At 71.7% G+C, this 26,224-nt stretch carries 25 protein-coding genes and 1 pseudogene; 9 read left to right on the top strand and 17 right to left on the bottom strand.

The features are described from left to right. Positions 1 to 170: 170 nt before the first annotated feature. Positions 171 to 650: pseudogene (locus LADH09A_RS19590) on the top strand (GNAT family N-acetyltransferase); the annotation flags it as partial. Here the strand turns inward: LADH09A_RS19590 and LADH09A_RS19585 are convergent. Together LADH09A_RS19585 and LADH09A_RS19580 are read right to left on the bottom strand one after the other, a co-directional pair. Continuing rightward, a complete protein-coding gene (locus LADH09A_RS19585) occupies positions 647 to 1,561 on the bottom strand; it encodes an NAD-dependent epimerase/dehydratase family protein (RefSeq protein WP_238646913.1) in 915 nt (304 codons plus the stop codon). The pseudogene LADH09A_RS19590 and the gene LADH09A_RS19585 overlap by 4 nt on opposite strands. A 67-nt stretch (positions 1,562 to 1,628) precedes the next feature. Continuing rightward, positions 1,629 to 2,666, bottom strand: coding sequence for a trypsin-like serine peptidase (locus LADH09A_RS19580; protein WP_238646911.1), 1,038 nt, complete (start codon positions 2,664 to 2,666; stop codon positions 1,629 to 1,631). Positions 2,667 to 2,857: 191 nt separating this feature from the next. On the opposite strand from LADH09A_RS19580, the gene LADH09A_RS19575 reads away from it, so the two are divergent. Beyond that, on the top strand, positions 2,858 to 3,442 hold the full coding sequence (locus LADH09A_RS19575; protein WP_238646909.1) for a hypothetical protein: 585 nt from the start codon (positions 2,858 to 2,860) through the stop codon (positions 3,440 to 3,442). A gap of 119 nt (positions 3,443 to 3,561) precedes the next feature. Here LADH09A_RS19575 and LADH09A_RS19570 read toward each other — a convergent pair whose 3' ends face one another. From LADH09A_RS19570 to LADH09A_RS19550, 5 genes are all read right to left on the bottom strand, one after another. Next, positions 3,562 to 6,390, bottom strand: a complete 2,829-nt coding sequence (locus tag LADH09A_RS19570) for a PQQ-dependent sugar dehydrogenase (RefSeq protein ID WP_238646908.1) — start codon at positions 6,388 to 6,390, stop codon at positions 3,562 to 3,564. A gap of 84 nt (positions 6,391 to 6,474) precedes the next feature. Beyond that, a complete protein-coding gene (locus tag LADH09A_RS19565; protein WP_238646907.1) occupies positions 6,475 to 7,653 on the bottom strand; it encodes a ThuA domain-containing protein in 1,179 nt (392 codons plus the stop codon). Between the two features lie 485 nt (positions 7,654 to 8,138). Next, a complete protein-coding gene (locus LADH09A_RS19560; RefSeq protein WP_238646906.1) occupies positions 8,139 to 8,867 on the bottom strand; it encodes an alpha/beta fold hydrolase in 729 nt (242 codons plus the stop codon). 83 nt (positions 8,868 to 8,950) lie between these two features. Then, positions 8,951 to 9,760, bottom strand: a complete 810-nt coding sequence (locus tag LADH09A_RS19555; RefSeq protein ID WP_238646905.1) for a CPBP family intramembrane glutamic endopeptidase — start codon at positions 9,758 to 9,760, stop codon at positions 8,951 to 8,953. Between the two features lie 37 nt (positions 9,761 to 9,797). Beyond that, a complete protein-coding gene (locus tag LADH09A_RS19550) occupies positions 9,798 to 10,541 on the bottom strand; it encodes an SAM-dependent methyltransferase (protein WP_238646904.1) in 744 nt (247 codons plus the stop codon). 74 nt (positions 10,542 to 10,615) lie between these two features. Here LADH09A_RS19550 and mug point away from each other — a divergent pair, with 74 nt between their 5' ends. Next, on the top strand, positions 10,616 to 11,185 hold the full coding sequence (gene mug / locus LADH09A_RS19545) for a G/U mismatch-specific DNA glycosylase (protein WP_238646903.1): 570 nt from the start codon (positions 10,616 to 10,618) through the stop codon (positions 11,183 to 11,185). A gap of 18 nt (positions 11,186 to 11,203) precedes the next feature. Here the strand turns inward: mug and LADH09A_RS19540 are convergent, their stop codons facing one another. Then, the gene (locus LADH09A_RS19540; protein ID WP_238646902.1) at positions 11,204 to 11,719 is read right to left on the bottom strand and encodes an SRPBCC family protein; all 516 of its coding nucleotides are present in this window, start codon (positions 11,717 to 11,719) and stop codon (positions 11,204 to 11,206) included. Further along, positions 11,716 to 12,078 carry a metalloregulator ArsR/SmtB family transcription factor gene (locus LADH09A_RS19535; RefSeq protein ID WP_238646901.1) on the bottom strand — a complete coding sequence of 121 codons (363 nt, stop codon included), beginning with the start codon at positions 12,076 to 12,078 and terminating at the stop codon, positions 11,716 to 11,718. The genes LADH09A_RS19540 and LADH09A_RS19535 overlap by 4 nt, the downstream gene beginning before the upstream one ends. Before the next feature lie 111 nt (positions 12,079 to 12,189). Here LADH09A_RS19535 and LADH09A_RS19530 point away from each other — a divergent pair, with 111 nt between their 5' ends. Continuing rightward, positions 12,190 to 13,290, top strand: a complete 1,101-nt coding sequence (locus LADH09A_RS19530; RefSeq protein ID WP_238646900.1) for a calcium:cation antiporter — start codon at positions 12,190 to 12,192, stop codon at positions 13,288 to 13,290. A 36-nt stretch (positions 13,291 to 13,326) separates the two neighbouring features. Here the strand turns inward: LADH09A_RS19530 and LADH09A_RS19525 are convergent, their stop codons facing one another. Beyond that, positions 13,327 to 14,583 carry an RNA polymerase sigma factor gene (locus LADH09A_RS19525; protein ID WP_238646899.1) on the bottom strand — a complete coding sequence of 419 codons (1,257 nt, stop codon included), beginning with the start codon at positions 14,581 to 14,583 and terminating at the stop codon, positions 13,327 to 13,329. Positions 14,584 to 14,587: 4 nt separating this feature from the next. Next, positions 14,588 to 14,980, bottom strand: coding sequence for a YciI family protein (locus LADH09A_RS19520; RefSeq protein ID WP_238646970.1), 393 nt, complete (start codon positions 14,978 to 14,980; stop codon positions 14,588 to 14,590). Positions 14,981 to 15,296: 316 nt separating this feature from the next. Between LADH09A_RS19520 and LADH09A_RS19515 the strand changes: the two genes are divergently transcribed. Beyond that, entirely contained in the window at positions 15,297 to 16,040 is a 744-nt protein-coding gene (locus tag LADH09A_RS19515; protein ID WP_238646898.1) for a neutral zinc metallopeptidase, read from the top strand. Positions 16,041 to 16,160: 120 nt separating this feature from the next. After that, positions 16,161 to 16,817, top strand: coding sequence for an HAD family hydrolase (locus LADH09A_RS19510; RefSeq protein WP_238646969.1), 657 nt, complete (start codon positions 16,161 to 16,163; stop codon positions 16,815 to 16,817). Positions 16,818 to 16,831: 14 nt separating this feature from the next. Here LADH09A_RS19510 and LADH09A_RS19505 read toward each other — a convergent pair whose 3' ends face one another. From LADH09A_RS19505 to LADH09A_RS19485, 5 genes are all read right to left on the bottom strand, one after another. Further along, a complete protein-coding gene (locus LADH09A_RS19505; protein ID WP_238646897.1) occupies positions 16,832 to 17,209 on the bottom strand; it encodes a carboxymuconolactone decarboxylase family protein in 378 nt (125 codons plus the stop codon). 160 nt (positions 17,210 to 17,369) lie between these two features. After that, positions 17,370 to 19,925, bottom strand: coding sequence for an ABC transporter permease (locus LADH09A_RS19500; RefSeq protein WP_238646896.1), 2,556 nt, complete (start codon positions 19,923 to 19,925; stop codon positions 17,370 to 17,372). Beyond that, positions 19,925 to 20,692 carry an ABC transporter ATP-binding protein gene (locus tag LADH09A_RS19495; RefSeq protein WP_088948102.1) on the bottom strand — a complete coding sequence of 256 codons (768 nt, stop codon included), beginning with the start codon at positions 20,690 to 20,692 and terminating at the stop codon, positions 19,925 to 19,927. Before LADH09A_RS19495 ends, LADH09A_RS19500 begins: the two co-directional genes overlap by 1 nt. A gap of 358 nt (positions 20,693 to 21,050) precedes the next feature. Beyond that, positions 21,051 to 21,737 (bottom strand): response regulator, encoded by a 687-nt coding sequence (locus LADH09A_RS19490; RefSeq protein ID WP_238646894.1) that lies wholly within the window; start codon positions 21,735 to 21,737, stop codon positions 21,051 to 21,053. Between the two features lie 227 nt (positions 21,738 to 21,964). After that, the gene (locus LADH09A_RS19485) at positions 21,965 to 22,879 is read right to left on the bottom strand and encodes a RecB family exonuclease (RefSeq protein WP_238646893.1); all 915 of its coding nucleotides are present in this window, start codon (positions 22,877 to 22,879) and stop codon (positions 21,965 to 21,967) included. Between the two features lie 77 nt (positions 22,880 to 22,956). On the opposite strand from LADH09A_RS19485, the gene LADH09A_RS19480 reads away from it, so the two are divergent. From LADH09A_RS19480 to LADH09A_RS19470, 3 genes are read left to right on the top strand one after another with little or no spacing between them, the layout of a single operon-like run. Then, positions 22,957 to 24,111: a site-2 protease family protein gene (locus LADH09A_RS19480; protein ID WP_274529774.1), complete on the top strand. Its 1,155-nt coding sequence runs from the start codon at positions 22,957 to 22,959 to the stop codon at positions 24,109 to 24,111. Further along, positions 24,108 to 25,100 carry a tRNA (adenine-N1)-methyltransferase gene (locus LADH09A_RS19475; RefSeq protein ID WP_238646892.1) on the top strand — a complete coding sequence of 331 codons (993 nt, stop codon included), beginning with the start codon at positions 24,108 to 24,110 and terminating at the stop codon, positions 25,098 to 25,100. Before LADH09A_RS19480 ends, LADH09A_RS19475 begins: the two co-directional genes overlap by 4 nt. Before the next feature lie 46 nt (positions 25,101 to 25,146). Beyond that, complete coding sequence (locus tag LADH09A_RS19470) at positions 25,147 to 25,719, top strand: hypothetical protein (protein WP_030491082.1); 573 nt, start codon at positions 25,147 to 25,149, stop codon at positions 25,717 to 25,719. A 52-nt stretch (positions 25,720 to 25,771) separates the two neighbouring features. Here LADH09A_RS19470 and LADH09A_RS19465 read toward each other — a convergent pair whose 3' ends face one another. Further along, positions 25,772 to 26,065 carry a ferredoxin gene (locus LADH09A_RS19465; protein ID WP_053661350.1) on the bottom strand — a complete coding sequence of 98 codons (294 nt, stop codon included), beginning with the start codon at positions 26,063 to 26,065 and terminating at the stop codon, positions 25,772 to 25,774. Positions 26,066 to 26,224: the final 159 nt, after the last annotated feature.

Genomic DNA, 26,224 nt, shown 5'->3' with positions numbered 1-26,224 from the left:
GTCATCCTCGGGAGCAACTACGTGAAGCAGTACCTGGTTGACGACCTGCCCGTGGTGGTCAACGCCGCGCTCACCCTCGTGCTCGGCGGCACCCTCTTCCTGATCATCACTGTGGCGTACCGCAGGGTGAGACGCGACGACCGCCAGCAGCGCCGACGCGGCGCACCGCGAGGCCGCGCACTGGCCGGGGTTCTCGTTACGCTGAGGGCATGTTCCGTGCGGCTCGGCCCGACGACCTGGCGCAGATCATCCGCCTGTACCGGCAGCTGAACCCGGACGACCCGGTGCTGGACGATGACACCGGTGCAACGGTCCTCCGGCAGATCCTCGGCTCACCGGGGCTGCACCTGTTCGTCCTCGAAGTGGACGGGGCCGTCGTCGCCTCGACGTACCTCAACGTCATCCCCAACCTGACCCGGTCGGCGTCGCCGTACGCCGTCATCGAGAACGTCGTCGTGGAGGAGTCGCGGCGACGCACCGGTCTGGGTCGCCAGATCATGGCCGACACGCTCCAGGCCGCATGGGATGCGGGCTGCTACAAGGCAATGCTGATGACGGGCTCGCGCGACCCCGCGACGCACGGCTTCTACCGCGCCTGTGGGTTCTCGGCCGACGTCAAGACCGCGTATCTCGCCCGACCACCCGCCTAGGAGTGCCGGGCAAAGGTCTCCCGCAGCGCCGGATCCAGTGGCCGGCCGGTCGTCGGCTCGATGAACAGGTCGGCGAGCAGGAGATCGGCGAGGTAGCTGGGGTTGACGCCCGACTCCTTGCGGCCGAGGGCCTGGAGCGTGCCGCCGAGTCGCAGGGCGGCCTTCGCCGCGCCGGCCGGCAGCCGGGTGACCCGACGGCGTCGGCCGACCGCCTCGGCGATGCGCCCGATCATGTCGGCCCAGGTGAGGTTCTCGTCGGCGACCGGGATGTCCGCGCCGTTGGCCTGCTCCAGGGCGTCGGTCGCGACCTCGGCCACGCTGCGGGCCGACGCTGCGGCGCTCCCGCCGGTCGGCGCGACCAGAGGTGTACGCGAGCGCGCCCACCGGTCCAGCGGCCCGGCCCAGTTCGGCAGCCGGTCACCGGCCCGACCGAAGACGAAGGGCAGTTCGAGGACGGCGACCGGCAGATCCGTGCCGGCTGCGTCGCGCCCCTCGCGGGCCTGCTCCAGCCGGCAACGGATGTACGTGTGACGCTCGGCGAGCCGCCACTGCGGATGCAGCCGGTCGAAGTAGGTGTAGTACGAGCCCATCACGACCCCGCGGGTGAGACCCTCCAGGCGGGCGGCGGTGAACAGGCGTACCACCGGCTCGACGTTGTCGCGGCGAAACTGCGGATAGATCGGCTTGGGCAACGGCCGCTGCTCTTCGGTGCGGGTGGCGTACACGACACCGTCGTGACCGGCGAGCAGCGGCCGCAGTTCCTCGATCGAGGCGGACCCGACATCGAGCAGGTGGTCGACGCCCGGGTGGGCGGTTCGCGCCACCGTGGTGGTGGCGTGGCCGCGCTCGCGCAGCACGTCCACGACATGAGCGCCGATCAGGCCACTGCCACCCACCACGAGAATTCGCACGGTGCATCGTCCACTCTGGAACCGGGTACTTGTCAAGCGTCGGCGGAAACCACCGTCCGGGCGCGGGTCACTGCTTGTTCTTCGCGACGTTGTAGATGTCCAGGACGTCGTCGTCGAAGTAGGGGCCGTACATGTTGCCGGAGAACTTGTACGACATCACCGAGTTGACGTACCCGAATCGGAGGGCGTTGTCCCAGGCCCGCAGGAACGGGCCGCCGCTGGCGCCACGGTTGAGCGGGCAGTCCTTCAGCTTGACCCGCTGCACGCCGGCGGCCTTGATGTTGCCCTGGTCGTAGTACTGCGACAGGCCGTCGTAGGGGGCCTCGGCCGGATAGCCGAGCAGCAGCGCCGAGAGCGTCTTGGACTTGTTGACGCTGAGCCCCTGCCCTCCGGTGACGTGCACGAGCCGGTCACCGTCGAGCGGGAACATGGTGACGAACGCGAAGTCCCACCAGAGGTAGCCCCAGTCGACCCAACCCTCGACCGAGGTGAACTCCTTGGCGAACCAGAGGCCGTGCACCTCCTCGCCGTCGGTGTACTCCGGCGCGTACGCCCAGTTGTCGTACCAGACGGACCCACCGTTACCCGGGTGTACGCAGTGCCCGGCGGTGGACACCATGTTCGCCTGCGGATTGTTGATCGTTCCGCCGGAGCAGAAGTAGTCCTCGTTGTTGTGGGTGTAGAAGACCCGACCGACGCCGGGTGAGGCGTTCACCGCCTGGGTCTGGTGGCTGGTGCCTCCCGTGGCCGCGCTCACGTCGGCTGTCGAGGATCGTGGCGGCGCGGGTGTCGCCACGTCACGGGGCGCACCGATTCGGCCGGGGCGGTCGGCGGCTTCACCGTCGGGAGCGTCGACCCCCTCCGGCATGGGGGCGGGGCGTGCCGCCCGCATCCGTTCCGGCGTCCAGTAGGCGTTTCCCGCGGACGCCGCCGTGTCCGCGTCGGTGGGCACCCGCCCGCGGATGGTGGCGCGGGCCTCGGTGACGGTCGCGGACGCGGCGGGCGAGCGGTCTGCGGCGGGAGCCGCCCGGGCCGGCGTCTGAGCGGTGGCGAGAGTGGTGAGCAGCATGATGCCCACCGAGACGAATCCGAGTTGCCGGCGCACGGGACCTCCTGGGGTCGGCGGTCGGAGTCGGTACGCTCCGACGTCGCACGGCCCACGCTAGGTGCGACCTACCGATCCACAGTGGTCCAGTCGTGTACGGTCAGTGACGGTTGCCTGACTGCGACACCCACCACCTCGTGCCTGAGAACTTCTCACGAACGTGGCACGGGATGCGACGAACGGGGGAAAGGATGCCGGAGCCGCGCGCCTTCTGGCTGGATGAGCAGTTCGACCGGGAGCACGGCACCGACGGGCGGGGACGCTACGAGGCCGAGGTGCTCAGGCGGATCGACGAGTTCACCGACACCTGGGGTGACATCGCGCCGGTCGAGTTCGCGGCGACAGCCTGGCGGCTGGGCAGTGAGCTGTCGCCCGGCTTCGTCCGCTGGCATCGGCGGATCGTGTCGGCGACCTGCGCGCGAAGCCCCTGGGACGGCAGCATGGTCTGCGCCGTGACGGTGGTCTCCGGCTGGCCGGCCGAGCTGACCTGGACCAAGCAGTGGCAGCGCGACCGTGGCTGGCGGGACTGGCCCCAGCTGTTCGGCCAGTTCACCACACCCACCGAGCAGGATCAGACGCGAAGCCCGCACCTGCGGGCAATGCTCCAGGTGGAGGCTCCGCTCCCGCTCGACGATCTGCCGCCCGCCCCGGACGGTCCGGACGACTCCGTGACGGTCACCGCGCGCCGAGCCGTGGGGGTGCTGGTCCGGGAGCTCAACGACCTCCTCGCGCCGATGATCGGTCAGCTGGAGGCAGGGGTGCCGGCGGGCTCCTGAGCCCGCACCCGAGGCGAGGGCGAACAGGACCGGGGCGGGCGATGGTCATCGCCCGCCCCGGAATCCCGCTCTGGATCAGCGGGCCGGCCCGGCCACCGACCAGGCCGGGCACTCGCCGATCAGCCAGTCAGGACGAACCTCTCCCAGGAACCGACCGACGTACGGTTGGCGATCAGCGCCCCGGCCCCGGCGTTCTCGGCGGCCACGATCTGGTTGTTGGCCAGAGCCCGCAGACCGACGGTCCCGTCGGAGTTGGTGATGATCTGGAACGTCTCCCACGGCCCGATCGTCGTGCGGTTCGCGATCAACGGGTTGGCGCCCGCGTTGTCGGCGCAGACGTACAGGCCGTTGGCCCGCGACCGGAGGGCGATGTTGCCGTTGCCGGCGTCCACCCGGTCGAACTGCTCCGTCGACGAGACGCTGGCCTTGTTGGCGATCAGCGGGTTGGTGCCGACGGCCGACACGTACTGGTTGTTGACCTGCGCCCGCAGCGTGATCCCCCCACTGGGGGTGGTGGTGCCGGTGGTGAAGGTGAACGCGTCGACGTCGAACAGGTTGCCCGAGCCGCCCTTGAACACCAGGTACAGCGTGGTCGACGAGGCGGGCGGGTTGCTGATCGCGCCGGACACCTCGGTGAAGGTCTCCCAGCTACCGGTCACCGGCACCGTGACGGTGCCCAGCAGGCTGCCGGTGGCGGACCCGGCACGAACCTCGATGGTGCCGCCCGCGCCGGCCGAGGAGACCCGCGCGGTGAACCGGGTCGCGTTGGACAGGTTGTACGGCTGGTACGAGATCCAGTCGTTGTTCTCGATGAACCCGGCCGTGCGGCCACCCTCGGCGTTGGTGTGGTCGGTGGCCTGCACCCCGGACTGGGCGCTGAAGTGCTCACCCTGCCGGTGCTTCGGTTGCAGGGTCCGGATGCTGTGCGTGGTGAGCCCACCGTTGTCGGTGTAGGCGGCGTCGAAGACTCCGTAGATGTTGGCCGCGGAGTCGTGCTCGCCGTCCGTCGGGACGGTGATCGTGCCGCTGCAACCGTTCTTCGAGGTGATCTGGTGGGCGTGGCTGTCGTGGCCCAGCGCGTACGTCAGGCTCACCTTGGAACAGTCGATCGTGCCGTCCTGCGGGTCGCTCACCGAGATCTGATACGGCACCGTGTCACCGAAGGTGAACAGCTGCCCGTCGGTGGGCGAGGTGAGCGTCACCGTCGGAGCGGTGTTGCCCACGGTGACGACCAGGCTCGCCGTGCCGGACAGGCCGGTCGGGTCGGTGACCTTCAGGGTGGGGGAGTAGGTGCCGTTCGTGGTGTACGTCTTCGTCGGGTTGGCCGCCGTCGACGTGGTGCCGTCGCCGAACGTCCACAGGTAGCTCAGCGCGCCGCCCTCCGGGTCGGAGCTGCCGGCCGAGGAGAACGCGATGGTCAGCGGGCTGGGCCCCGAGGTGGGGTTCGCCGAGGCGACCGCGATCGGGCTGCGGTTGCCACCACCGATGTACTCGATCCGGAAGAGCGCCTGGTTGTTCGAGCCGGTGCCGTAGTCCAGCACGTAGAGCGCGCCGTCCGGGCCGAAGGCCATGTCCATGACCTGCGTGCCGCTCCACGGGAAGTTGGAGATCTCCCCGCGCGAGCCGTCGGAGTTGACCGCGATGGCCTTGATCCAGCGTCGGCCGTACTCGCCGGCGAAGAACTGGCCGTTCAGCGACGACGGGAACTTGATGCTGGAGTTGAGAGAGGCGTCGTACCGGTAGACCGGCCCGCCCATCGGTGACTCCGAGCCGCTGCCGAACTCCGACGGCGAGCCGGAGTCGCCGGCGTACTTGATCCAGGCCGCCCTGGCCGCCGGCAGCGTGCCGAGCCCGGTGTTGCGGAACGAGTTGTTGGTCGGCCCGCCCGAGCAGTTGTACTTGGACTGCGACGGCCCGGACGGGAAGGTGTATTCATTGTATGTTTCGGTGCTGGTGTTGGCGCCCGTGCAGTACGGCCAGCCGTAGTTGCCCGGCGACGCGATGCGGTTGAACTCGACCTGACCGGAGGGGCCGCGGCTGGAGTTCGTGGAGCCGGCGTCGGGGCCGTAGTCGCCGAGGTAGACGACGCCGGTGGCCTTGTCGACGCTCATCCGGAACGGGTTGCGCAGGCCCATGGCGTAGATCTCCGGGCGGGTGCCCGACGTGCCGGGGGCGAACAGGTTGCCCGACGGGATGGTGTACGTGCCGTCCGCCTGCGGCTTGATCCGCAGCACCTTGCCCCGCAGGTCGTTGGTGTTGCCGGACGTGCGCTGGGCGTCGAACTGCGGGTTGCGGTTGGTCCGCTCGTCGATCGGCGCGTAGCCGGACGACTCGAACGGGTTGGTGTCGTCGCCGGTGGTCAGGTACAGGTTGCCCGCGGCGTCGAAGTCCAGGTCACCGCCGACGTGGCAGCACTGCCCACGGTCGTTGGCGACCTGGAGCACGATCTTCTCGCTGCCCAGGTTGAGCGTGTCGTCGCTGTTCAGGGTGAACCGGGACAACCGCAGGTGTCCCTTCCACCGGTCCCAGTCGGACTGCGAGCCGGTGGTCGGGGCGTCCCCGGACGGGGTGCTCAGGGTGGGCGAGTAGTACAGGTAGATCCACCGGTTGGTGCTGAAGTTGGGGTCGACGGCGACGCCCTGCAACCCCTCCTCGTCGTGGGTGTAGACGGACAGGGTGCCGGAGGTCTTGGTGTTGCCGGCCACGTCGGTGACCCGCAGGACGCCGTTGCGGGCGGTGTGCAGCACCGAGCGGTTGGGCAGGACGGCCAGGGACATGGCCTCACCCAGCTCGGCCGAACCGGTGGCGAGTTTGACCTGCTGGTAGTCGGAGGCGGGGATGACCGCCGCCTGCGCGGTGGACGGTGCGGCCACAGCCAGGGCCACGCTCGCGACGGTGGTGACCGCCGCCACGAGGACCCGGGGCCAGCGCCGGGGGTACGAGAGCATGATCGTCCTTTCTCGACGATCGGGGCCGGGCACGCGGGGGCGCACCACGACCGGGAGGGGGTGGTGAGGTGGGTCGAGGTGCGCTCAGCCGGTGACGAGGTCGAACTTCTCCCACTGACCGATGGAGGTCCGGTTGGCGATCAGGGGGGAGGCGCCCGCGTTGTCGGCGGCGACGTAACGGTTGTTCACCGTGGCCCGCAGGCTCACCGTGCCGTCGGAGTTGCGCACGAGCTGGAAGGTCTCCCAGGCGCCGGCGCTGGCCCGGTTCGCGATCAGCGCGGCGGCACCGGCGTTCTCGGCGGCGACGAACTGCCCGTTGCTCTTGGCGCGCAGCGCCACGTTGCCGTTGGCGAGGTTGACCAGGTCGAACCGCTCGGTGGTGCCGACGGCGCTGCGGTTGGCGATCAGCGCCGTGGTGGCGTTGGGCGCGCTCACGTACTGGTTGTTGGCCCGGGCCCGCAGGGTGGAGCCGCTCGGCGGCGGGGTCGTCGTGCGCGGCGAGCAGTCGGCCGTCACGGAGCCCGCGGCGACCTGGAGACCACCGAGCAGCATCCGGGTGAAGTTCGGGTCGGTGTACGACGCCTCGGTGTGCCCGAGGCCGGTGTACCAGGCCCGCCCGCCGCCGTACGCCTTGCACCAGGTGATCGGGTGGTCGCCGCTCATGTTGCCGCCGCTGTAGGACGACTCGTCGAGGCTGGCCAGGACCCGTGCGCTGGACCGGGGGTTGGTGCGGTAGTTGTACCACTCGTCGGAGCGGACCCAGGTGTCGCTCAGGTGGGCGGTCGACGGGTTCGTCCGGTCCTCGATCTTCACGGTCGCGGTCTGGATCGCCGGGTGCGAGTCGAACCACGCCCCGACCAGCGAGCCGTACCACGGCCAGCTGTACTCGGTGTCGGCGGCGGCGTGCACGCCGACGTAGCCGCCACCGGCCGCGATGTACGACTCGAAGGCCGTCTGCTGGCTGGCGTTGAGGACGTCACCGGTCGTCGACAGGAACACCACCGCCTGGTACTGGGCCAGGTTGCTGGTGGTGAACTGGGCGGCGTCCTCGGTCGAGGTCACGGTGAAACCGTTGGCGGAGCCGAGCTGCTGGATCGCGGCGATGCCGTTCGGGATGGACGAGTGCCGGAAGCCGGCGGTCTTGCTGAACACCAGGACCTTGGTCAGGGGTGCCGCCGAGGCCGGCGTCGGAAGGGCCACCAGGCTGGTCAGAAACACGGCCAGGGCGGTGACGAGTGCTAACAGACGGGGGCGGGAACGCATGGTCTTGCTCCTCTGCTGAGCGTCGGCCCGGGCGCGCACGTCACGAAGCTGTGCGGGCTCGCCGGGGCCGAGGTGGCGGTGGTACGGAGCCGGGCCGCCGATGCTCGGCTGAGATGGTGCGGGGTGGTGCCGTGCGGGTGGGATCGTCCCTGCGGGGGAGTGCGCGACGCTGCGCCGTGCGGGTTGCCGTGCCGGTGCTCCCCGCCCGCCGAGGGGGGAGCGTCGCTGCCGACAGCGCCAGGGGACGGCTGGCGCGGGGGCGGCGACCAAACGCGATCGCACCGCCGAGGAGCCCGACCTACCAGAATGGACGGTCAGGCGGCATCGACTTCTATCGCTGACGCAGTAAACCTCCGATGTCTACGCTCCGTCAAGCCCGCGCCCGCCGACGTCGACCAGCCGGGAAGGCTGTCGCACACGACGCGCGGCCCGGGTGCCGACGGCGGGCAGAGCGGTGGAGGTCGGCCGCGATGGCCGGGCCGCGGTCAGCCCCGGCCGGACGAGGCAGGATCGTGTGTGCCTCTGGTGGCCATCAGGATGAGGTCGGCGATGGCGTCCGGGTGGGTCACCATGGCGAGGTGCGAGGAGTCGACCTCGATCGTCGTCGCGTTCATCCGGTCGGCGAGAAACCGCTCCAGCTCCGGCGCGGTCGTGCGGTCCTGCGTCGAGATCGAGTAGTAGCAGGGCCTGTCCCGCCAGGCGGCCGTCGTCGTGCGGCCCTGGAAGAGGTCCTTGGCGATCGGGCCCTGCACGGCGTACAGGGAGCGGGCGCGGGCTTCGTCGACCCCACCGGCGAAGTCGGTCAGGAACGCGCTCTCGCTCAGCTGCGCGTACCCGTCGTGGTGCACGAGACCGGCGTTCGCCGGCGGCGTGGGAAACCTCGCCGCGAGCGCGGTGAAGTCCTCACCGGCGTCCGGCGCGCGGGCCGCGACGTACACCAGGGCGCTGACCGCCGGGTGGTTGCCCGCCTCGCTGATGATCGTGCCGGCCCAGGAGTGGCCCACCAGCACCGTCGGCCCGTCCTGGCGGTCGAGGGCCCGGTTGGTGGCGGCGACGTCGTCGGCCAGGGAGGTCAGCGGGTTCTGGACGGCGGTGACCGTCAGCCCGGCCCGCTGCAGGAGCGGGATGACGTCCGACCACGAGGAGCCGTCGGCGTACGCGCCGTGGACCAGGACGACGTTGCCGGCGGGCTTGGCCGGGGACGTGTCGCTCATCGGACCCCCTCGACGTGACGGCTTCCGCCTGCCACTCTTCCCCACCCCGGTCGGGTCGGTGGGCCGAACGCCGAGGATTGGCGTCAGCGCGCCGGGTCTGGTGCGAGGGCTCCCCAGTCCAGGCGGCCCCGGTAGAGGCGGCGCAGGACGAGCCAGCTCACCGAGAACGGGATGAACCCCATGGCCACGACCCCCAGCACGTCGGCCCCGACCACGTCGAAGACCGATCCCACGTCACCGAAGAGTTGCGCGACGGTCTGGAAGGCGACGTGGAAGCCGATGCCCGCCCAGATGTCGCCGGTGGCGGCACGGAAGGCACCGAGCAGGAGCGCGAAGACGAGGAAGAGCGCGAGTCGGTCGACGGACCGGGCGGCGCCGGTGAGGAACCCGAACAGGGTGAACAACCCGGCCTGCCCGACGACCGCCTGCCACGCCGGCAGCCGGGTGGCGAGGTTGTGTTGCAGGTAGCCCCGGAACACCAACTCCTCGGGCAGCGCCTCCTTGAGGAAGACGAGCACGACCAGCAGCGCCGCCACGCGCGCGGCGTCCCCGACGGACGTCCGGACGCTGATCTCGACCCAGCCGAGGCCGAGGCAGAGCGCGAAGCCGAGGGCGGCGGGGACCAGCCAGCAGGCCATGCCGAGCAACAGACGCCGCCAGCCGGCCCGCAGTGAGGGCAGGCCGAGGCCGGTCCAGGGGCGGCGGTCGAGCAGGCGCCGGGCGGCCACCACCAGGGGTACGACGAGCACCGTGGTGAGGACGGCCCCGACGGCATGGGTCAGACGGTCGTAGTCGCGGTCGAGAAGCGCCCCGAGCAGCAACCACACCAGCACGGTGCCGACGGACACGACGAGGATCCGCCAGGGCAGGGCGAGACGGGGTCGGGCGCTCACCACGCGCAGCGTAGCCAGCGGCGTCAAGAACGGGCCGTCACCGGCCGAGGACGAGGTAGGCGAGGCCCAGCACACCGCGGTAGCCGTCGACGTACTCGCGCAGGCGGTCGTCGAGTTCCGCGCGGACGTCGGCCGCCCGGGGGTCCTCCGGGTAGCTGAGCAGCCACTCCTGACGGCCCGCCAGCCAGGTGGACTCGAAGTCGTCCCACTCCCGTTGGTCGGCGGTGCTCAGGTGCAGCACCCGCCAGCCGCGCTCACGGGCGGCCTCGACGAGCGCCGGGAGGGTCGTGACGTCCGCTCCGAAGGTCTGCTCGATCGCCGACGTGGGGGGACGTTCCCAGTACGCGTCACCGAAGAGGAGCCGGCCACCTGGTCGCACCACGGCGGCGAGCGCGTCGAGCGCGGCCCGGGTGTCGCCGAAGGCGTGCGCCGAGCCGATGCAGAGGACGCGGTCGGCCGGCTCCTGCCAGGCCGCCGCCTCTCCCATGACGAAGGTGACGTGTCGGTTCAGCGACCGATCCGCGGCCAGCCGCCGCCCCCGGTCCAGTGCGTCGCCGTCGGTGTCGACGCCGACGCCCCGCGTCGCCACCGGCCCGGAGACGCCCCCGGCGGCGACCGCGCGCAGCAGCAGCTCACCCCAACCGCAGCCGAGATCGAGGACGCGCGCGCCGGGGCGGACGTCGAGTCGTTGCAGCAGCAACGCCGCGTGCTCCTGCGACAGGGGGGTGTTCCAGCGCATCCGGGCGTAGCGGCTGGCGGCGAGGTGGTCGGCTGATTGCATCCGTCGAGGGTGCCATGTCGTGATCGTCGCCGTGCGCCGTGTCCGGTGCCCACGCGTACGGCAGGATCGGTCAGGTGGGCGCGCAGCAGGTGGGGCCGTTTCGGCGGCCGACCCCGCAGGAGGTGGCGGCGGCGGCCGGCCGGGGCCTGCCGGACGTGATCGGCCCCGGCCTGCGGGTGTTGTTCTGTGGCTTCAACCCGGGCCTCTACTCGGCCGCGGTGGGGCTGCCCTTCGCCCGTAGGGGCAGCCGGTTCTGGCCGGCCCTGCACGGCAGCGGCTTCACCGACCGGGAGCTGCACCCGTGGGAGCACGACGAGCTGCTGCGCCACGGTCTCGGCATCACCAGCCTGAGCAACCGGGCCACCGCCCGCGCCGACGAGCTGACGTCGGCGGAGCTGGTGGCCGGCGTGACGGGGTTGGCGGTGAAGGCGCGGCGGTACCGGCCGCGGTGGGTGGCCATCCTCGGGGTGACCGCGTACCGGATCGCCTTTGTCCGGCCCCGGGCCGGGCTGGGTCCGCAGCCGGACCGGCTGGGCCCAGCCCGGGTCTGGGTGCTGCCCAACCCCAGCGGCCTGAACGCGCACTTCCCGCTGCCGGCGCTGACCGCCGAGTTCGGCAGGCTGCGTCAGGAGATCGACGGTTAGGCGTGCGGGCGCCTGCGGTCAGGCGTGCTGGGCGGACGCCTCGGCGGCCAGTGCCTGGTAGTAGGGCTGCATCGCGGGGTGGTAGTCGTCGAACTGGGGGCGGGGTGAGCCGTCCCGGGAGGCGACCAGCATGTCCAGGTAGTACTCCCAGCCGGCGCCCGTCTCGGCGACGCCGTCGAGACCGCTGAGGTGCTGGACGAACCGCAACTCGGTGGTGCCGTCGGCCTCGGTCAGCGACAGCTCCATCAGCCAGGTGCCATAGCTGTCGATCATCGACACGGCGAGGCGTCGCTCCGGCTCGCACGCGTCGATGCGGACGTCACACCAGGGTTGCTGCTCCTCGTACGCCATCTGGACCCGGATGGTCCGTCCGGGTGCGGCGTCGCCCTCCCAGGGGCCGAACCAGCGGGCCGTGCGCTCCGACTCGGTCAGGCTGGCCCAGACGTCCGTCGCCGGGGCGCGGAACGTCCGGGTCAGGACGAGATCGTGGCCGGTGGCGGTGCGAAACAGGCGTCCGGCGGGTGTACGGGTCATGCCGTGTGCTCCCTTCGGTGCTCCGCCGGGCCGCTGCTGCGGCGCTCTCGGCGGGTGCGATAGACCTCGGTCTCCAACGCGTCGAGATGCCGCTCCCAGCGGTCGCCGGCGACGAGCCCGGTCAGCCAGTCGACCAGCGGGGCGAGCGCGCCGGGGTCGAGGCGGTAGATCCTCCGGCGGCCGACCATCTCGTCACGGACCAGCCCGCTCTCGCGCAGCACCCGCAGGTGACGGCTGATCGCGGGCCGGCTGATCACGAACCGCTGGGCGATGTCTCCCGCGGCCAGCGGCTCGTCGCGCAGCATGGTCAGGATGTGCCGCCGCACCGGGTCCGCGATCGCGGTGGCCACCTCGTCCACCGCAGAAGCGTAACCCGTAAGTTACGGGTTTGCACACCGTCGACCTCGGACATCGCGCAGCACCGCGTCGATGGTGGGCACATGATCACTTGACCTGGCACTCTTTACGGCATGGCCGCCCTGCTTCGCTCCCGCATGACCGACTGGACCGTCGTCGTACCGGTACTCGCCGTCCTGGTGTTGATCGCCACCTGGGGGCGGAACCTGCCCGGCCCGATCATCGTGGTGGTCGCGTTGCTGCTCGGCGGCGCTGTGCTCGCGGCCGTGCACCACGCGGAGGTGGTCGCCCACCGGGTGGGGGAACCGTACGGGTCACTGGTGCTCGCCGTCGCGGTCACCGTGATCGAGGTCGCGCTCATCGTCACGCTGATGATCAGCGGGCCGGAGAAGACCCAGTCACTCGCCCGCGACACCGTCTTCGCCGCCGTCATGATCACGTGTAACGGGATACTCGGCCTGTCCCTGCTGCTCGGCGCGCTGCGCCGCCGCGTCGCGGTGTTCAACCCGGAGGGCACCGGCGGGGCACTGGCCACTGTGATCACCCTGGCCACCCTCAGTCTGGTCATCCCGACCTTCACCACGGCCCGCCCCGGCCCGGAGTTCAGCCCGGCCCAGCTCACCTTCGCCGCGGTCGCCTCGCTGGCCCTCTACGGGTTGTTCGTCCTCGTGCAGACCGGCCGGCACCGCGACTACTTCCTGCCGGTCGACAGCCGGGGCAACATCGTCGACGCCGAGGAGCACGCCAAGCCGCCCACCACCCGCGCGGCGCTGGTCAGCCTCGGCCTGCTGCTGGTGGCACTGGTCGCCGTGGTCGGCGACGCCAAGACCGTCTCCCCGACCATCGAGGCCGGTGTCGCGGCGGCGAACCTGCCGCACGCGTTCGTCGGTGTGATCATCGCCCTGCTGGTGCTGCTGCCGGAAACCCTGGCCGCCGCCCGCGCCGCGCGCCGCGACCGCGTGCAGATCAGCCTGAACCTCGCGCTCGGCTCCGCGATGGCCAGCATCGGCCTGACCATCCCGGCCATCGCGATCGCCTCGATCTGGCTGGACGGCCCGCTCCTGCTCGGCCTCGGCGGCACCCAGCTCGCCCTGCTCGCGCTGACCGCGGTGACCGCGGTGCTGACCGTCGTGCCGGGCCGGGCCAACGTGCTGCAGGGCGGCGTGCACCTGGTGCTGATGGCCGCGTTCGTGTTCCTGGCCGCCAGCCCCTGACCGTCCGCCGCCAGCCCTTGACCGTCCGCCGCCGGCTCAGCCGGCAGGCGGCGGGTCGCCCGTGAGGCGGTCGGCGCGGGCGTTCAGGTAGCGCTGCTGCGCCAGGTTCGTCGACCGCGCCGCCGCCGTCCGGTACGCCTCCCGCGCCGCGACCCGCTCACCCACCAGCTCCCACAGGTGCGCACGGGCGGCCGGCAGTCGGGGGTCGTCGGCCAGCCGCGCGTCGTCGGCCAGGTCGGCGAGCAGCGCCAGCCCTGCCGACGCGCCCCGGCTCATCGCCACCGCCACCGCGTGGTTGAGCGCCACCACCGGGTTGTCGGTGATGCCCAGCAGCACCTCGTACAGGGCGGTGATCTGCTCCCAGTCGGTGTCCTGCGCGCTGGGCGCCTCGTCGTGCAGGGCCGCGATCGCCGCCTGCACCTGGTACGCCCCGACGACCCCGCGCGGCAGCGCTCCGGTGATCAGCTCGACCCCCTCGGCGATCTGGTCGGCCCGCCACCGACTCCGGTCCTGCTCGGCCATCGGCACCAACTCGCCGTGCGGGCCGAGGCGCGCGGGAGCCCGCGCATCGGTGAGCAGCATCAACGCGAGCAGCCCGGTGACCTCGGGATCCTCGGGCAGCAGCCGGTGCACCAGGCGGGTCAGCCGGATCGCCTCGGCGGTCAGGTCGGCGCGCAGCAACCCGGGGCCGGCCGTGCGCGCGTACCCCTCGGTGAAGATCAGGTAGAGCACGTGCAGCACGGCGGCGAGCCGGTCGGCGCGCTCCGGGCCGGTCGGCGGCGCGAACCGTAGTCCACTGTCGCGGATCCGCTGCTTGCCCCGGCTGATCCGCCGGGTCATCGTCGCCTCCGGCACCAGGAACGCCCGCGCCACCTCGGCGGTGCTCAGCCCGCCCACGGCGCGCAGCGTGAGCGTGATCTGCGACGCCGGCGACAGCGCCGGGTGGCAGCACAGGAAGAGCAGGATGAGCGTGTCGTCCGCGTCCGCCGGGCGTTGGTCGGCCGCCGGAGCGCGCCACTGCTCCGGCAGCACCCACCGCGCCACCGTGTCCTCCCGCCGCATCCGGGCCTGCTCCCGGCGCAGCAGGTCGGTCAGCCGGCGGGACGCGACGGTGATCAACCAGCCGCGCGGGTTGTCCGGTACGCCGTCGCGCGGCCACCCGCCCGCCGCCGCGATCAGCGCCTCCTGCACCGCGTCCTCGGCGGTGTCGAAGTGCCCGTAGCGACGGACCAGCGCGCCGAGGACCTGCGGCGCCAGCTCGCGCAGCAGGTCCTCCACGGGTGTGTCCGGCATCAGGTCAGCCGGCCAGGTCCTCGATGCCCTCCAGCACCGGCCGCACGTCCACGTACGCGTCAGGGGCGTTGGGGTCGACCAGACCGGCGGCGATCTCGGTGGCCCGGTCGAAGCTGGCGCACTCCACGATCGTGTAACCCGCCAGCACCTCTTGCGTCTCCGGGTACGGCCCGTCGGTGACCACGGGAGCGCCACCGCGTACCTGCACCCGGCGTGCGTGCACGGGCTCGCTCAGCCCCTGGGCGTCGACCAGCTCCCCGGATTCGGCCAGCGCCTGGTGGAACGTCTCCATGTGCTGGTGCATCGCCGCGATCTGCTCGGCCGACATGGCGGGCCGGTCGGAAGCCCGCCCCGACAACACGTCGTAGTCCTGCTGCGACCCGTACAGCAAAATCATGTACTTCACGGTGTTCCTCCTGTCTCTGGTGCCGCCCCCGGCACCGCTCACCAGAAACGTCGAACCCAACCCCCACCCCCGGACACCCCACCCCAACCCGACCCCACCAGATCTGTTGATCATGAAGTTATCGTCACGACACGCCGAGCCGAGTGACGCTAACTTCATGATCGACGAGGGCTGGGACCTGGTGAGCCGCCGCCCGGGCCGCCGCCGTGAACCTTCCGGCCGCGCCGCACGTGAATCCGGTGACGGGGCGTTTCGGTCGCATCGTCGGGGTACTACCACCGCGAGCACCGATGTCTGGGGAGGCACAGTGGGCACACGGTCGAGACGCGCTTCCCGGGGCCCGGTGGCCGCCCTCCTGATCGCCGCGCTGGTGTCGCTTGCCTGCGCGGGCGGCGGGCTGGCCGAGCCGGAGGGCGAGCGGCCCGCCTCGGAGCGGTCGCAGGCCTCCCCGGGGGCCAGCACCACCCGGGCCGACAGCACCACCAGCGTCGCCGAGTTCGAGCAGGACGTGGCCGACGCGCAGGAGATCGCCGAGCGTTACTGGGCGGCCCAGTTCAAGGAGTCCGGGCAGCGGTTCCAACCCATCCGGCGGATCACCCCCTACCAGCGGGCGGGTGAGGTGTCCTGCGGCGGCCAGGCGTTGCCCCGCAACAACGCCGTCTACTGCTCGCAGGGCGACTTCATCGCGTACGACGTGGCCTGGTCGGTGGCGGCGTTCCGCCAGGTCGGTGACGCGTTCGTGTTCTACCTGCTCGGCCACGAGTACGCGCACGGCATCCAGGTGCGCCTCGGCATCAACTACAGCTTCACCATCCAGCAGGAGTTGCAGGCCGACTGCATGGCCGGGGCGTACCTCGGCGACTCGGTGCGTGCCGGTGTGCTGACCCTGGCCGAAGGCGACCTGGACGAGTTCCGCGAGGGGGTGGCGGCGGTCGGTGACGACCCCGACCAACCGTGGTTCGCGGAGGGTTCGCACGGCACGGCCGAGCAGCGCACCGACTCGTTCTTCCGCGGCTACGAGCGCTCACTGGAGGCCTGCGACCTGGGCTGAACGGGTTGCCCGGATCACGTCGGCGCCCGTCGCGGCCACCGGCGGTGGCCGGGCCTGGCAGGATCGCCGGTGTCGGCCACGACTCTGGAGGATCCGCTGAGCAGCCATTACCCCGCCGCCGTGCTCTTCGACATGGACGGCACGCTGGTCGACAGCGAGAAGCTGTGGGACGTCGCGCTGCAGGAACTCGCCCGGGAGTACGGGGGGGAGCTGTCCGAGGACGCCCGCCGCTCGATCATCGGCACGGCCATGGCCGAGTCGATGCGCCTCCTGCACGACGACCTGGGGCAGCCCGAACGGGATCCGGACATCAGCGCGGCGTGGATCAACGCGCGGATCCTGGAGCTGTTCCGCACCGGACTGCCCTGGCGACCTGGCGCGTTCGAGCTGCTGCGCGCGGTCCGTGCGGCGGGAATCCCGACCGCGCTGGTCACCTCCAGCCCCCGGGCGCTGGTCGAGATCGCCCTGGACACCCTGGGTCGGGAGAACTTCGACACCGTGGTGGCCGGCGACGAGGTGGTGGCGGCCAAACCGCACCCGGAGCCCTACCTGACCGCGGCGAGGCTGCTCGGTGTGCCGATCGAGCGTTGCGTGGCGATCGAGGACTCCGCGACCGGGGTGGCGAGCGCGCTCGCCTCCGGCGCGGCGGTGCTGGCCGTACCGGCGGAGGTGGCGCTCGCGAGCACTGCCGGCGTACGCCAGACGGCGAGCCTGACCGGCGTTGACCTGGAGTTTCTCGCGGCGTTGCTGGCCGACCGGGCCGCCGCGACCGGCTGACGGGTCGGCACCGGTCACGGGCGTTCGGCGAAGACCGCCCCGACCACCTGGTAACTGTCGAACGCCCTCGCGGCCCCCGCGTACGCGGCCAGGTGGATGAACACCTCGACGATCTCCTCCTTGGTCACGCCCGAGCTCAACGCGATGCGCAGCTGGCCGCGCAGCGGCTCGTGGGTGCCGAGGGTGGCGGCGATCGCCACCGAGACGAGGCAGCGGCTGCGCAGGTCCAGGCCGTCCCGGGGCCAGGCCTCGCCGAAGGTCTGCACGGTGGCGAGACGACGGAAGTCGTGCCCGACCGGCGGTTCGCCCTCGCCGAGCGGCAGCACCAGTGGCTGACCGAGGAGCCGCTCGGCGTTGTCGAGTGCCCGCTGGTACGCGTCCTGATCGGTCATGTCACCGGCCCCGGCTCGCCGCCGCAGTCGTCGGCGGGCCGGCGCCCTGCCGGCACCACCAGCCTGGCAGTCGGTCGCCTGCGGCAGAGGTCGAATCGGTCAGCCGGAACGGCCGATGCCCCCGATCGCAGCGTGCGACCGGGGGCATCGATGGTGCCGGTCAGTCGTGGGCGATGGCGCCCAGGACGTTGATCCGGGCCGCCCGGATGGCCGGCAGCACCGCTGCCACCACCCCGATGATCGCGGCGAGACCGAGGAAGAGACCCATCTGCCCCCACGGCAGGATCAGGTCGGTGATGCCCTCGTCCTTGAGTGCCTCGACCACCGCGGCGCCGAGGCCGGTGCCGACCGCGACGCCCAGCAACGCGCCGAACACGGAGATCACCACCGCCTCCACCGTGATCATGCCCATCGTCTGGCCGCGACGCAGGCCGATGGCCCGCAGCAGACCCAGCTCGCGGGTCCGCTCCAGCACCGAGAGCGCCAGGGTGTTGATGATGCCGAGCACGGCGATGATGATGGCCAGCGCCAACAGGATCTGGATCATCGTGAGCAGCCCGTCGAGTGAACTCGTCTGCTGCTCGATGAACGCGTCCCGGTCGGCCACCGACACCTCGGGGCTGTCCGCGAGGAGCGCCTCCACCTGCGGTTGCACGTCGGCCACCCGCGCGCCCGGGGCCAGTTGGATGAAACCCTGGATGGGCTGCGGGATGGCGAAGTCCTTCGCCGCCGCCGGCGGCAGCGTCACCGGGTTGGTCAGCTGCGACGACTCGTAGATGCCACTGACCGTGTATGTGCGTGCCTCACCGCGGGTCAGCTGCACGTTCACCGTCGAGCCCACCGACCAGCCACGGGACGTGGCGGTGTCCGAGCTGGCCAGCATCTGGGTCGGCCCGAGCCGGTCGATGTCACCGGCGGTGGCCTTCGCGCCGAAGATCTGCCGCAGCGACGCCACGTCGCTGCTGGCCGCGACCCAGGTGCTCTCGCCGTCGACCCTCGCCATGTCGCCGTACTCGCCGTCGACCAGTTGCACGCCCGGCAGGGCCTTGGCCTGGTCCAGCACACCCGGGTCGAAGCTCGGCGGACGCGGGCCACCCTGCACGCCGGCGATCACCAGCTCGGCCTTGATGGTGTCCTGGGCGAGCGCGCTGATGCTGCCCTTGGCCGAGTCGAGGATCACCGTCACGCCGGTGACCAGCGCGATGCCGACCATCAGCGCCGCGGCGGTGATCGCGGTACGGCGCGGGTTGCGCCCGGAGTTGAGCCGGCCCAGCTTGCCCGGCACCGACCAGGAGAAGATCGCGCCGAGCAGGCTCACCACCGGCCGGCTGATCAGCGGGGTCAGCAGTGCCACGCCGATGAAGGCGAACAGCACCCCACCGAGGATGGTGGGCAGCGTCTGCCCGTCGGCGTTGCCGCTGAGCCCGAGGAACAGCAGCACCGCGCCGATGCCGGTGACCACCGACCCGGTCACCGTGATCTTGGTCAGTGGCCGGTCTGGCGTGGCCACGTCCTGCATCGCCGCGATCGGCGGGATCCGGGACGCCCGCAGCGCCGGCAGCAGCGCCGCCACCACCGTGATGACCAGCCCCACGCCGAACGACCCGATCACCGCAGCCGCCGGCACACCGATCCCGGCCAGGGTCAGCCCACCGGCCAGCTTGCCGAACAGGAACGCCAGCAGCGCACCCACCCCGATGCCGGCGGCGAGGCCGAGCACCGAGGCGATCAGACCGACCGCGATGGCCTCCAGCACCACCGAACCGATGATCTGCCGCCCGCTGGCCCCGATGGCGCGCATCAGCGCCAACTCCCGGGTGCGCTGCGCCACGATGATCGAGAAGGTGTTGAGGATCAGGAACGTGCCCACCAGCAGCGCCACCGCGGCGAAGCCGAGCAGGATCTTGTTGAAGAAGGACAGACCCTCCTTCAGGCTGGCCGAGGCGTCCGCGGCAACCTGCTCGCCGGTCTTCACGTCGAAGTCCGCGCCCAGGGTGCGGGCCACGTCGTCGCGCAGCTTCTCGTCGGAGACCCCGTCGGCGGCGCTCACGGTGATGCTGCTGAACGTGTCCGGTTGACCCAGCATCAGCCGCTGCGCCACCGGCGTGGTGAAGAAGACCTCGTTGACCCCGCCGATGGAGTCCCGGTCACCGCTGTAGCCGAGGATGCCGACCAGGGTGAAGTCCCGCTTCTTCGACTCGAACGCGGTGAGCACGCCGACCTTCTGACCGACCTGCACCTTCGCCGTGGTGGCCAGGGACTTGTTGATGACGATCTCGTCCTCGGCCTGCGGCGCGCGCCCCTCGCGCAGCTGCAACAGGTCGCTCTCGCCGGTCCAGTTCTCGCCCAGCTGGGGAGGGCCGAACGAGCTGACCACCTTGCCGTTGCTGCCGATCACCCGCGCGCCGTCGGCGTTGACGATGCCCGTCGCCGAGGCCACGCCCGGCACCTGCTTCACCCGGTCCACCAGGGCGGCCGGCAGGGGAGCGGACGTCTGCTCGCCCTCCATCTCGTTGAGCTCCACCTTCGGCTTCGCCGCGACGTTCACGTCGATCTCGGAGAAGCCGTCAGCGAAGACCGAGTCGAAGGAGCGGCCCAGCGTGTCGGTGAGCACGAAGGCGCCGGACACGAACATGACCCCGAGCACGACCGCCAGCCCGGACAGGATCAGCCGGACCTTGCGGGCCAGCAGACTCTTCAGTGTCGCCCGGAACATCAGTTGCCCACCTCAGCCGGAGTGTCCAGCTTCTTCATGGTGTCCAGCACCGTCTCGGCGGTCGGCTCGATCAGCTCCGAGACGATCTCACCGTCGGCGAGGAAGACCACCCGGTCGGCGTACGCGGCGGCGGTCGGGTCGTGGGTGACCATGACGATGGTCTGGCCGTGCTCCCGCACCGAGTTGCGCAGGAAGCCGAGCACCTCCGCGCCGGAGCGCGAGTCCAGGTTGCCGGTCGGCTCGTCCGCGAAGATCACCTCGGGGCGGGAGACCAGGGCCCGCGCGCACGCCACCCGCTGCTGCTGCCCACCGGAGAGCTGCGCCGGCCGGTGGTCCAGCCGGTCCCGCAGACCGACCGTGTTGATCACCGTGTCGTACCAGGCCGGGTCCGGCTTGCGCCCGGCGATCGACAGCGGCAGCAGGATGTTCTCCTTCGCGGTCAGGGTGGGCAGCAGGTTGAACTGCTGGAAGATGAACCCGACCTTGTCGCGGCGCAGCTTCGTCAGACCCGCGTCACCCAGGCCGGTGACGGTCGTCTCACCGATCTGCACCGTCCCCCGGGTCACCGAGTCCAGGCCGGCCAGGCAGTGCATCAACGTCGACTTGCCGGACCCCGACGGCCCCATGATCGCGGTGAAGCGGCCACGTTCGAACTCCGCGCTGACCCCCCGCAGCGCGATGACCTGAGCCTCGCCGCTGCCGTACACCTTCCACACGTCGTTCGCCCGGGCCGCGGCCTGCGCCTGCTGGCCTACCGTCGCGGTCACGTCATCTACCTCTTCCGTCTGTCCGAAAACGCACGCCGCCCCCCGATGGTCCGGCGCGACTGTTCAATCATCGGTGCTGCTCACGCCCGCCCCGTCCGCCCAGGGGCTGATCCGCAGCGGATATTCCGCTGCGGGTGCACCCCCATGTCGGATCAGGGTTGCCCCTGACCCGACGGCCGGTCGAGCGGGTTTCCAACCGGCGAAACCCCCGCCGGACCCGACTGTGTCCCCTCACGTCACAGGAGGGTCAACCGCGCCGGTCCGTCTTCGGTCACGGTAGGTGACGGAAGCAACGGCGGCCGTCCCCCCACGGTGGGATCTTCGAGTACGCCGGGTGAGGTAGTCGGGCCGCCGGCGGCTACGCCCTGGGGCGGACCAACCCCGACTCGTACGCCAGCACGACCGCCTGCACCCGGTCGCGCAGCCGCAGCTTGGTCAGCACATGCCCGACGTGGGTCTTGATGGTGGTTTCGCTGACCGACAGCACCGCCGCGATCTCGGCGTTGGACAGCCCCCGGGCGACCTGCACCAGCACCTCGCGTTCCCGGTCGGTGAGCGCGTCGAGCGCCGCCGACGGCGTCGCCGCCGGGTCGGGCAGCAGCTCGGCGAAACGGTCCAGCAGCCGCCGCAGGATGCGGGGAGCCACCACCGCGTCCCCACCGGCGACCGTGCGGATCGCCGCGATCAACTCCTCGGCGGGCACGTCCTTGGCCAGGAACCCGCTGGCACCGGCCCGCAACGCTCCCACCACGTACTCGTCCAGGTCGAAGGTGGTCAGCACCAGCACCCGCACCGGCAGTCGGGCGTCGACGATCGCCCGGGTCGCGGCCACCCCGTCCATCCGGGGCATCCGGATGTCCATCAGGACGACGTCGGGCAGCAGCCGGCGGGACAGCTCCACCGCCTCCACGCCGTCACCGGCCTCCGCGACCACGTGCAGGTCGCCCTCGGCGCCCAGCACCATCCGGAACCCGGTACGCAGCAGCGGCTGGTCGTCGGCGAGCAGGATCCGCACCGGCCGCCCCGGGGCCCCCCGATCGGTCATCTCGCCTCCTGTCCGGTCGACATCGTGCTGCCGCACCCGGTCATCCTCGCGTACGGGGGCGGGTGCGTCGCGGATCACCGTAGAGGCCGGCCGGTCGCCCTGTCCCGACCGCGGCGGCACCGGTGCGGTCGGGTCCACCGGGTCGGCGCGCGACACGCCCACCGACCCGAGGGGGCGATCAGCGTCGCCGGGGCCGGACCGGACTCACCGGGTCGCGGGGACGGCCGTCACTCGTCGGCGCCCGGCGTCGCCGGAACCGACCGGGAGTCGCGCAGCGGATCGGCGCTCGCCGCCGCGACCGGGAACGGCGGCGGAGTGCCACCGAAGGTGGGGCACAGCGCCTGGTGGCTGCACCAGTCGCACAGCTTGCTGGGTCGGGGCCGGAAATCCTGCCGGGCGGTGGCCTGCTCGATCGCCCGCCACAGGGCCACCACGGTGCGCTCGAAGCGGACCAGCTCGTCGGAGTCCGGCGTGTAGTCCAACACCTCGGCGTCGCGCAGGTAGAGCAGCCGCAGCACCCTGGGCACCACCCCCCGGGTGCGCCACAGCACCAGGGCGTAGAACTTGAGCTGGAACAGCGCCCGCGCCTCGAACGCCTCCCGTGGAGCGCCGCCGGTCTTGTAGTCGACCACCCGCAGCGCCCCGTCCGGGGCGACGTCGAGCCGGTCGAGGTAGCCCCGGATCAGCAACTCGTCGTCGACCACCGCCGAGATCAGGCTCTCCCGCTCGGCCGGCTCCAACCGGGTGGGATCCTCCACGGCGAAGTAACCCTCCAACAGCCCGGCGGCCGAGCGGAGGAACTCCACAGGGTCGGCCGGCTCCGCCCCGTCGAACACCCCGGCCAGCTCCGGTTGCTCGGTGACCAGCCGGTCCCACTGGGGGGCCACCAGATCGCCGGCCGCCGCCGGTGTGCGGCCCTGCGCGGGCAGGTCGAACAGGCGCTCCAGCACCGCGTGCACCAGTGTGCCCCGGGCCTGCTCCATGGTGGTGCGCTCGGGCAGCCGGTCGATGCTGCGGAACCGGTAGAGCAGCGGGCAGGTCTTGAAATCCGCCGCGCGCGACGGCGACAGCGAGGCCCGCACCGTCGGCGGCGCCTGCGCCGGGGTGGGAGGTTGGGGGGTGGTGACCGGTTCCGCCGTCATGTCGGCAAAGGTTAGGGCACCGGTGTGACACCGACCGCCGCCCGCCCCACACAGCGACGGTCCGTAGCATCGTGGCGATGGAGCAGACATCCCCGCCGCCGCGCCGACCCGACCGGCGCCTCGGCCTGAACGTCGGCCGGGTGTTCGGGGTGCCGCTGCACCTCAACGGCTCCATGGTCCTGTTCGCGGTGCTCATCGCCGTGCTGTACGCCGAGTTCGCCCGCCGGCAGCTGGACCTGCCGCAGATCAGCGTCTACCTGATCGGTTTCGGCTTCGTGGTGTCGCTGCTCGGCTCGGTGCTGCTGCACGAGCTGGGTCACGCCCTCACCGCCCGGCGGTACGGCATCGGTGTGCGCGGAATCACCCTGGAGCTGCTCGGCGGCTACACCGAGATGGACCGCGACGCCCCGTCCCCCCGCGTCGACCTGCTGGTGTCCCTGGCCGGCCCGGCGGTCTCCGCGGTGCTCGGCGTCCTCGCGGTCGCCGCCACGCTCGCCCTGCCCGAGGGGACCGTGGCCCACCAGCTCGCCTTCCAGCTCGCGGTCAGCAACGTCATCGTCGCGCTGTTCAACAGCCTGCCCGGTCTGCCGCTCGACGGTGGCCGGGCGCTGCGCGCCGCGGTGTGGGGGCTGACCCGCGACCGGCACCTCGGCACCGAGGTCGCCGGCTGGGCCGGCCGCGTCGTCGCCGTCGGCACCACGGTCCTGGTCCTGCTGCTCACCGTCGCCGACCGCCTGGCGCCGCTGGCGCTGCCCCTGATGCTGCTGGTCGCCGTCACCCTCTGGCGCGGTGCCGGGCAGTCGATCCGGGCCGCCCGGGTCAGCCGCCGCTTCCCGCTGATCGACCTGTCCCGGCTGGCCCGCCCGGTCTGGCCGGTGACCACCGGCACGCCCCTGGCCGAGGCGCAGCGCCGACGCGCCGACGCTGCCCAGCCCGGCGCCGCCCTGCTGGTCACCGACTCCACCGGCCGGCCGGTGGCGCTGGTCGACCCGGCCGCCGCCGAGGCGGTCCCCGCCGAGCGCCGGCCGTGGCTGGCGGTGGACGCCGTGGCCCGGTCCCTGGGCACACTTCCCACGCTCACCCTCGGGTGGGACGGCGAGCGGGTGATGGAGGCCGTACAGACCCACCCGGGCGCGCAGTACGTGGTGACGTCAGGCGAAGATGTCGTCGGCATTCTGCACATCGCGGACCTGGCACAGCTCCTCGAACCCAACCGGAAGATGACACCGTGACCGCAACTCCCTCCACCGTCCCCGCCACCCCGGCGCTGACACCCGTGCACCGAGGGCCGTTCCGGCCCGGCGACCGGGTCCAGCTGACCGACCCCAAGGGGCGGATGCACACCGTGACGCTGGAGCCGGGCAAGGAGTTCCACACCCACCGCGGCATCCTGGCGCACGACACGCTGATCGGGCTCCCCGACGGCAGTGTGGTGACCACCGCCGGTGGCGGCACCGCGTTCCTGGCCCTGCGGCCACTGCTGTCGGACTACGTGCTGTCCATGCCGCGTGGCGCCCAGGTCATCTACCCGAAGGACTCGGCGCAGATCGTCGCGATGGGTGACATCTTCCCCGGCGCGAAGGTCCTCGAGGCCGGCGCCGGCTCCGGCGCGCTGAGCTGCTCACTGCTGCGCGCCGTCGGCGCCGAGGGCGAGCTGCACTCGTTCGAGCTGCGTGACGACTTCGCCCAGATCGCCAAGCGCAACGTCGAGGCGTTCTTCAACGGCCCGCACCCGTCGTGGAACCTGCACGTGGGCGACGTGGCGCAGTGCCAGGAGACCGGCTTCGACCGGATCATCCTGGACATGCTGACCCCGTGGGAGACCCTCGACATGGTCGAACGGGCGCTGGTTCCCGGCGGGGTGTTCATCGGCTACGTCGCCACCACGCCGCAGCTCTCCGAGCTGGTGGAGGCGCTGCGCGAGCGCGGTGGCTGGACCGAGCCGCGCGCCTGGGAGTCCCTGGTGCGCGACTGGCACGCCGAGGGCCTCGCCGTCCGCCCGGACCACCGGATGATCGCGCACACCGCGTTCCTGGTGTCCGCGCGCAAGCTGGCCCCGGGGGTGACCGCGCCGCCGCGCCGCCGCAAGCCCAGCAAGGGCACCGAGGCGTACGCGCAGCGCCGCCAGGACCTGCGCGCGGCGGAGGCGGCCCGGCAGGCCGCCGCCGCCCAGGCGGCCGGTGCGCAGCCCGACGGTACGGGGGAGATGGACAGGCCGTGACCAACGAGCTGGGCGTCGGCACCGCCGAGCAGGGGGAGGCGCCGGCATGAGCCGACCGGGCTACGGCGGCGGTGACCTCCCCGCGGTCTTCCCCGACTGGTCGCCCTACCAGGATCTGGAATCGGCGGCGCGGGCCTACCTGCGTGACCCGGACGTCGCCCTGGAGGCGCTCGGCGGCGTGCTGCGCGGCGCATCGGTGCTCGGCTTCACCCTGGAACGCTTCGTCAACGAGGTCAACGGCGTGTGGCAGGAGGTCGTCGTCTGCGACGGCAGCCGCCTGATCCTCTGGCACGGCGAGGACGTCCCTCCGGAGGAGGGCCCACCGGGCTCGATGACCTCGTCGCTGCGGGTGGTGCCGGTCTCGACCGTGACCGAGGTCGGCTGCCGGCGGCGGCTCAACCGCTCCGAGAGCGGCGAGATCCGGGTCGACAGCATCGACGTCTACCTGCTGCTGACCTCACTGGACGAGGCGCCGCCGAGCGAGGAGATGGCCGGCACGCCACGGCACGACGCGCTGCGCTTCGGCAAGACCCTCGACGACGGCGGGGCGGGTCAGATCGCCCGGCTGGAGGAGTTCGCGCGGCTGGTCGCCTCGGTGGTCGGTCGTCCGATGCTCTGAGGCGTACCCCTTTCGGGGCCGGCCGGGCCGCGCGGCCCGGCCGGTGGGTCGCTCAGTCGTCCTCGGCGTCCGGGCCGGCGACCTCGACACCGTCGCCGCGCACCACGTGGATGCAGTCGCCCGGGCACTCCTTCGCGGAGTCGATCACTTCGAGTCGCAGGTGCTCCGGCACGTCGACGCGGCTGCCCGGCGCCATCCGCAGCTCACCGTCGGCTCCCTTGACGTAGGCGAGACCGTCGATGTCGAACTCGAAGACCTCCGGCGCGTACTGCACGCAGAGCCCGTCACCCGTGCAGAGATCCTGGTCCACCCAGACCTGCAGCTGATCGGTCGCGACCTCGGCCACGGTGCACCCCCCATGTTCTCCCGTCCTACGCTTCGACGGTACCCGAACGCCAGTAACGGCCCGTCAGGCCACCCTTGGCGATCAAGGTTCGGTGACGAGGGTGTTGCGTGGGACCGAATCGGCCTCATAGCGGCTAGTGTTAGGGCAGAACGTTCAAGC

The organism is Micromonospora cabrerizensis (assembly GCF_022230955.1).
Taxonomy (GTDB): Bacteria; Actinomycetota; Actinomycetes; order Mycobacteriales; family Micromonosporaceae; genus Micromonospora; species Micromonospora cabrerizensis.
This window is presented reverse-complemented; position numbering and strand designations above follow the sequence as displayed.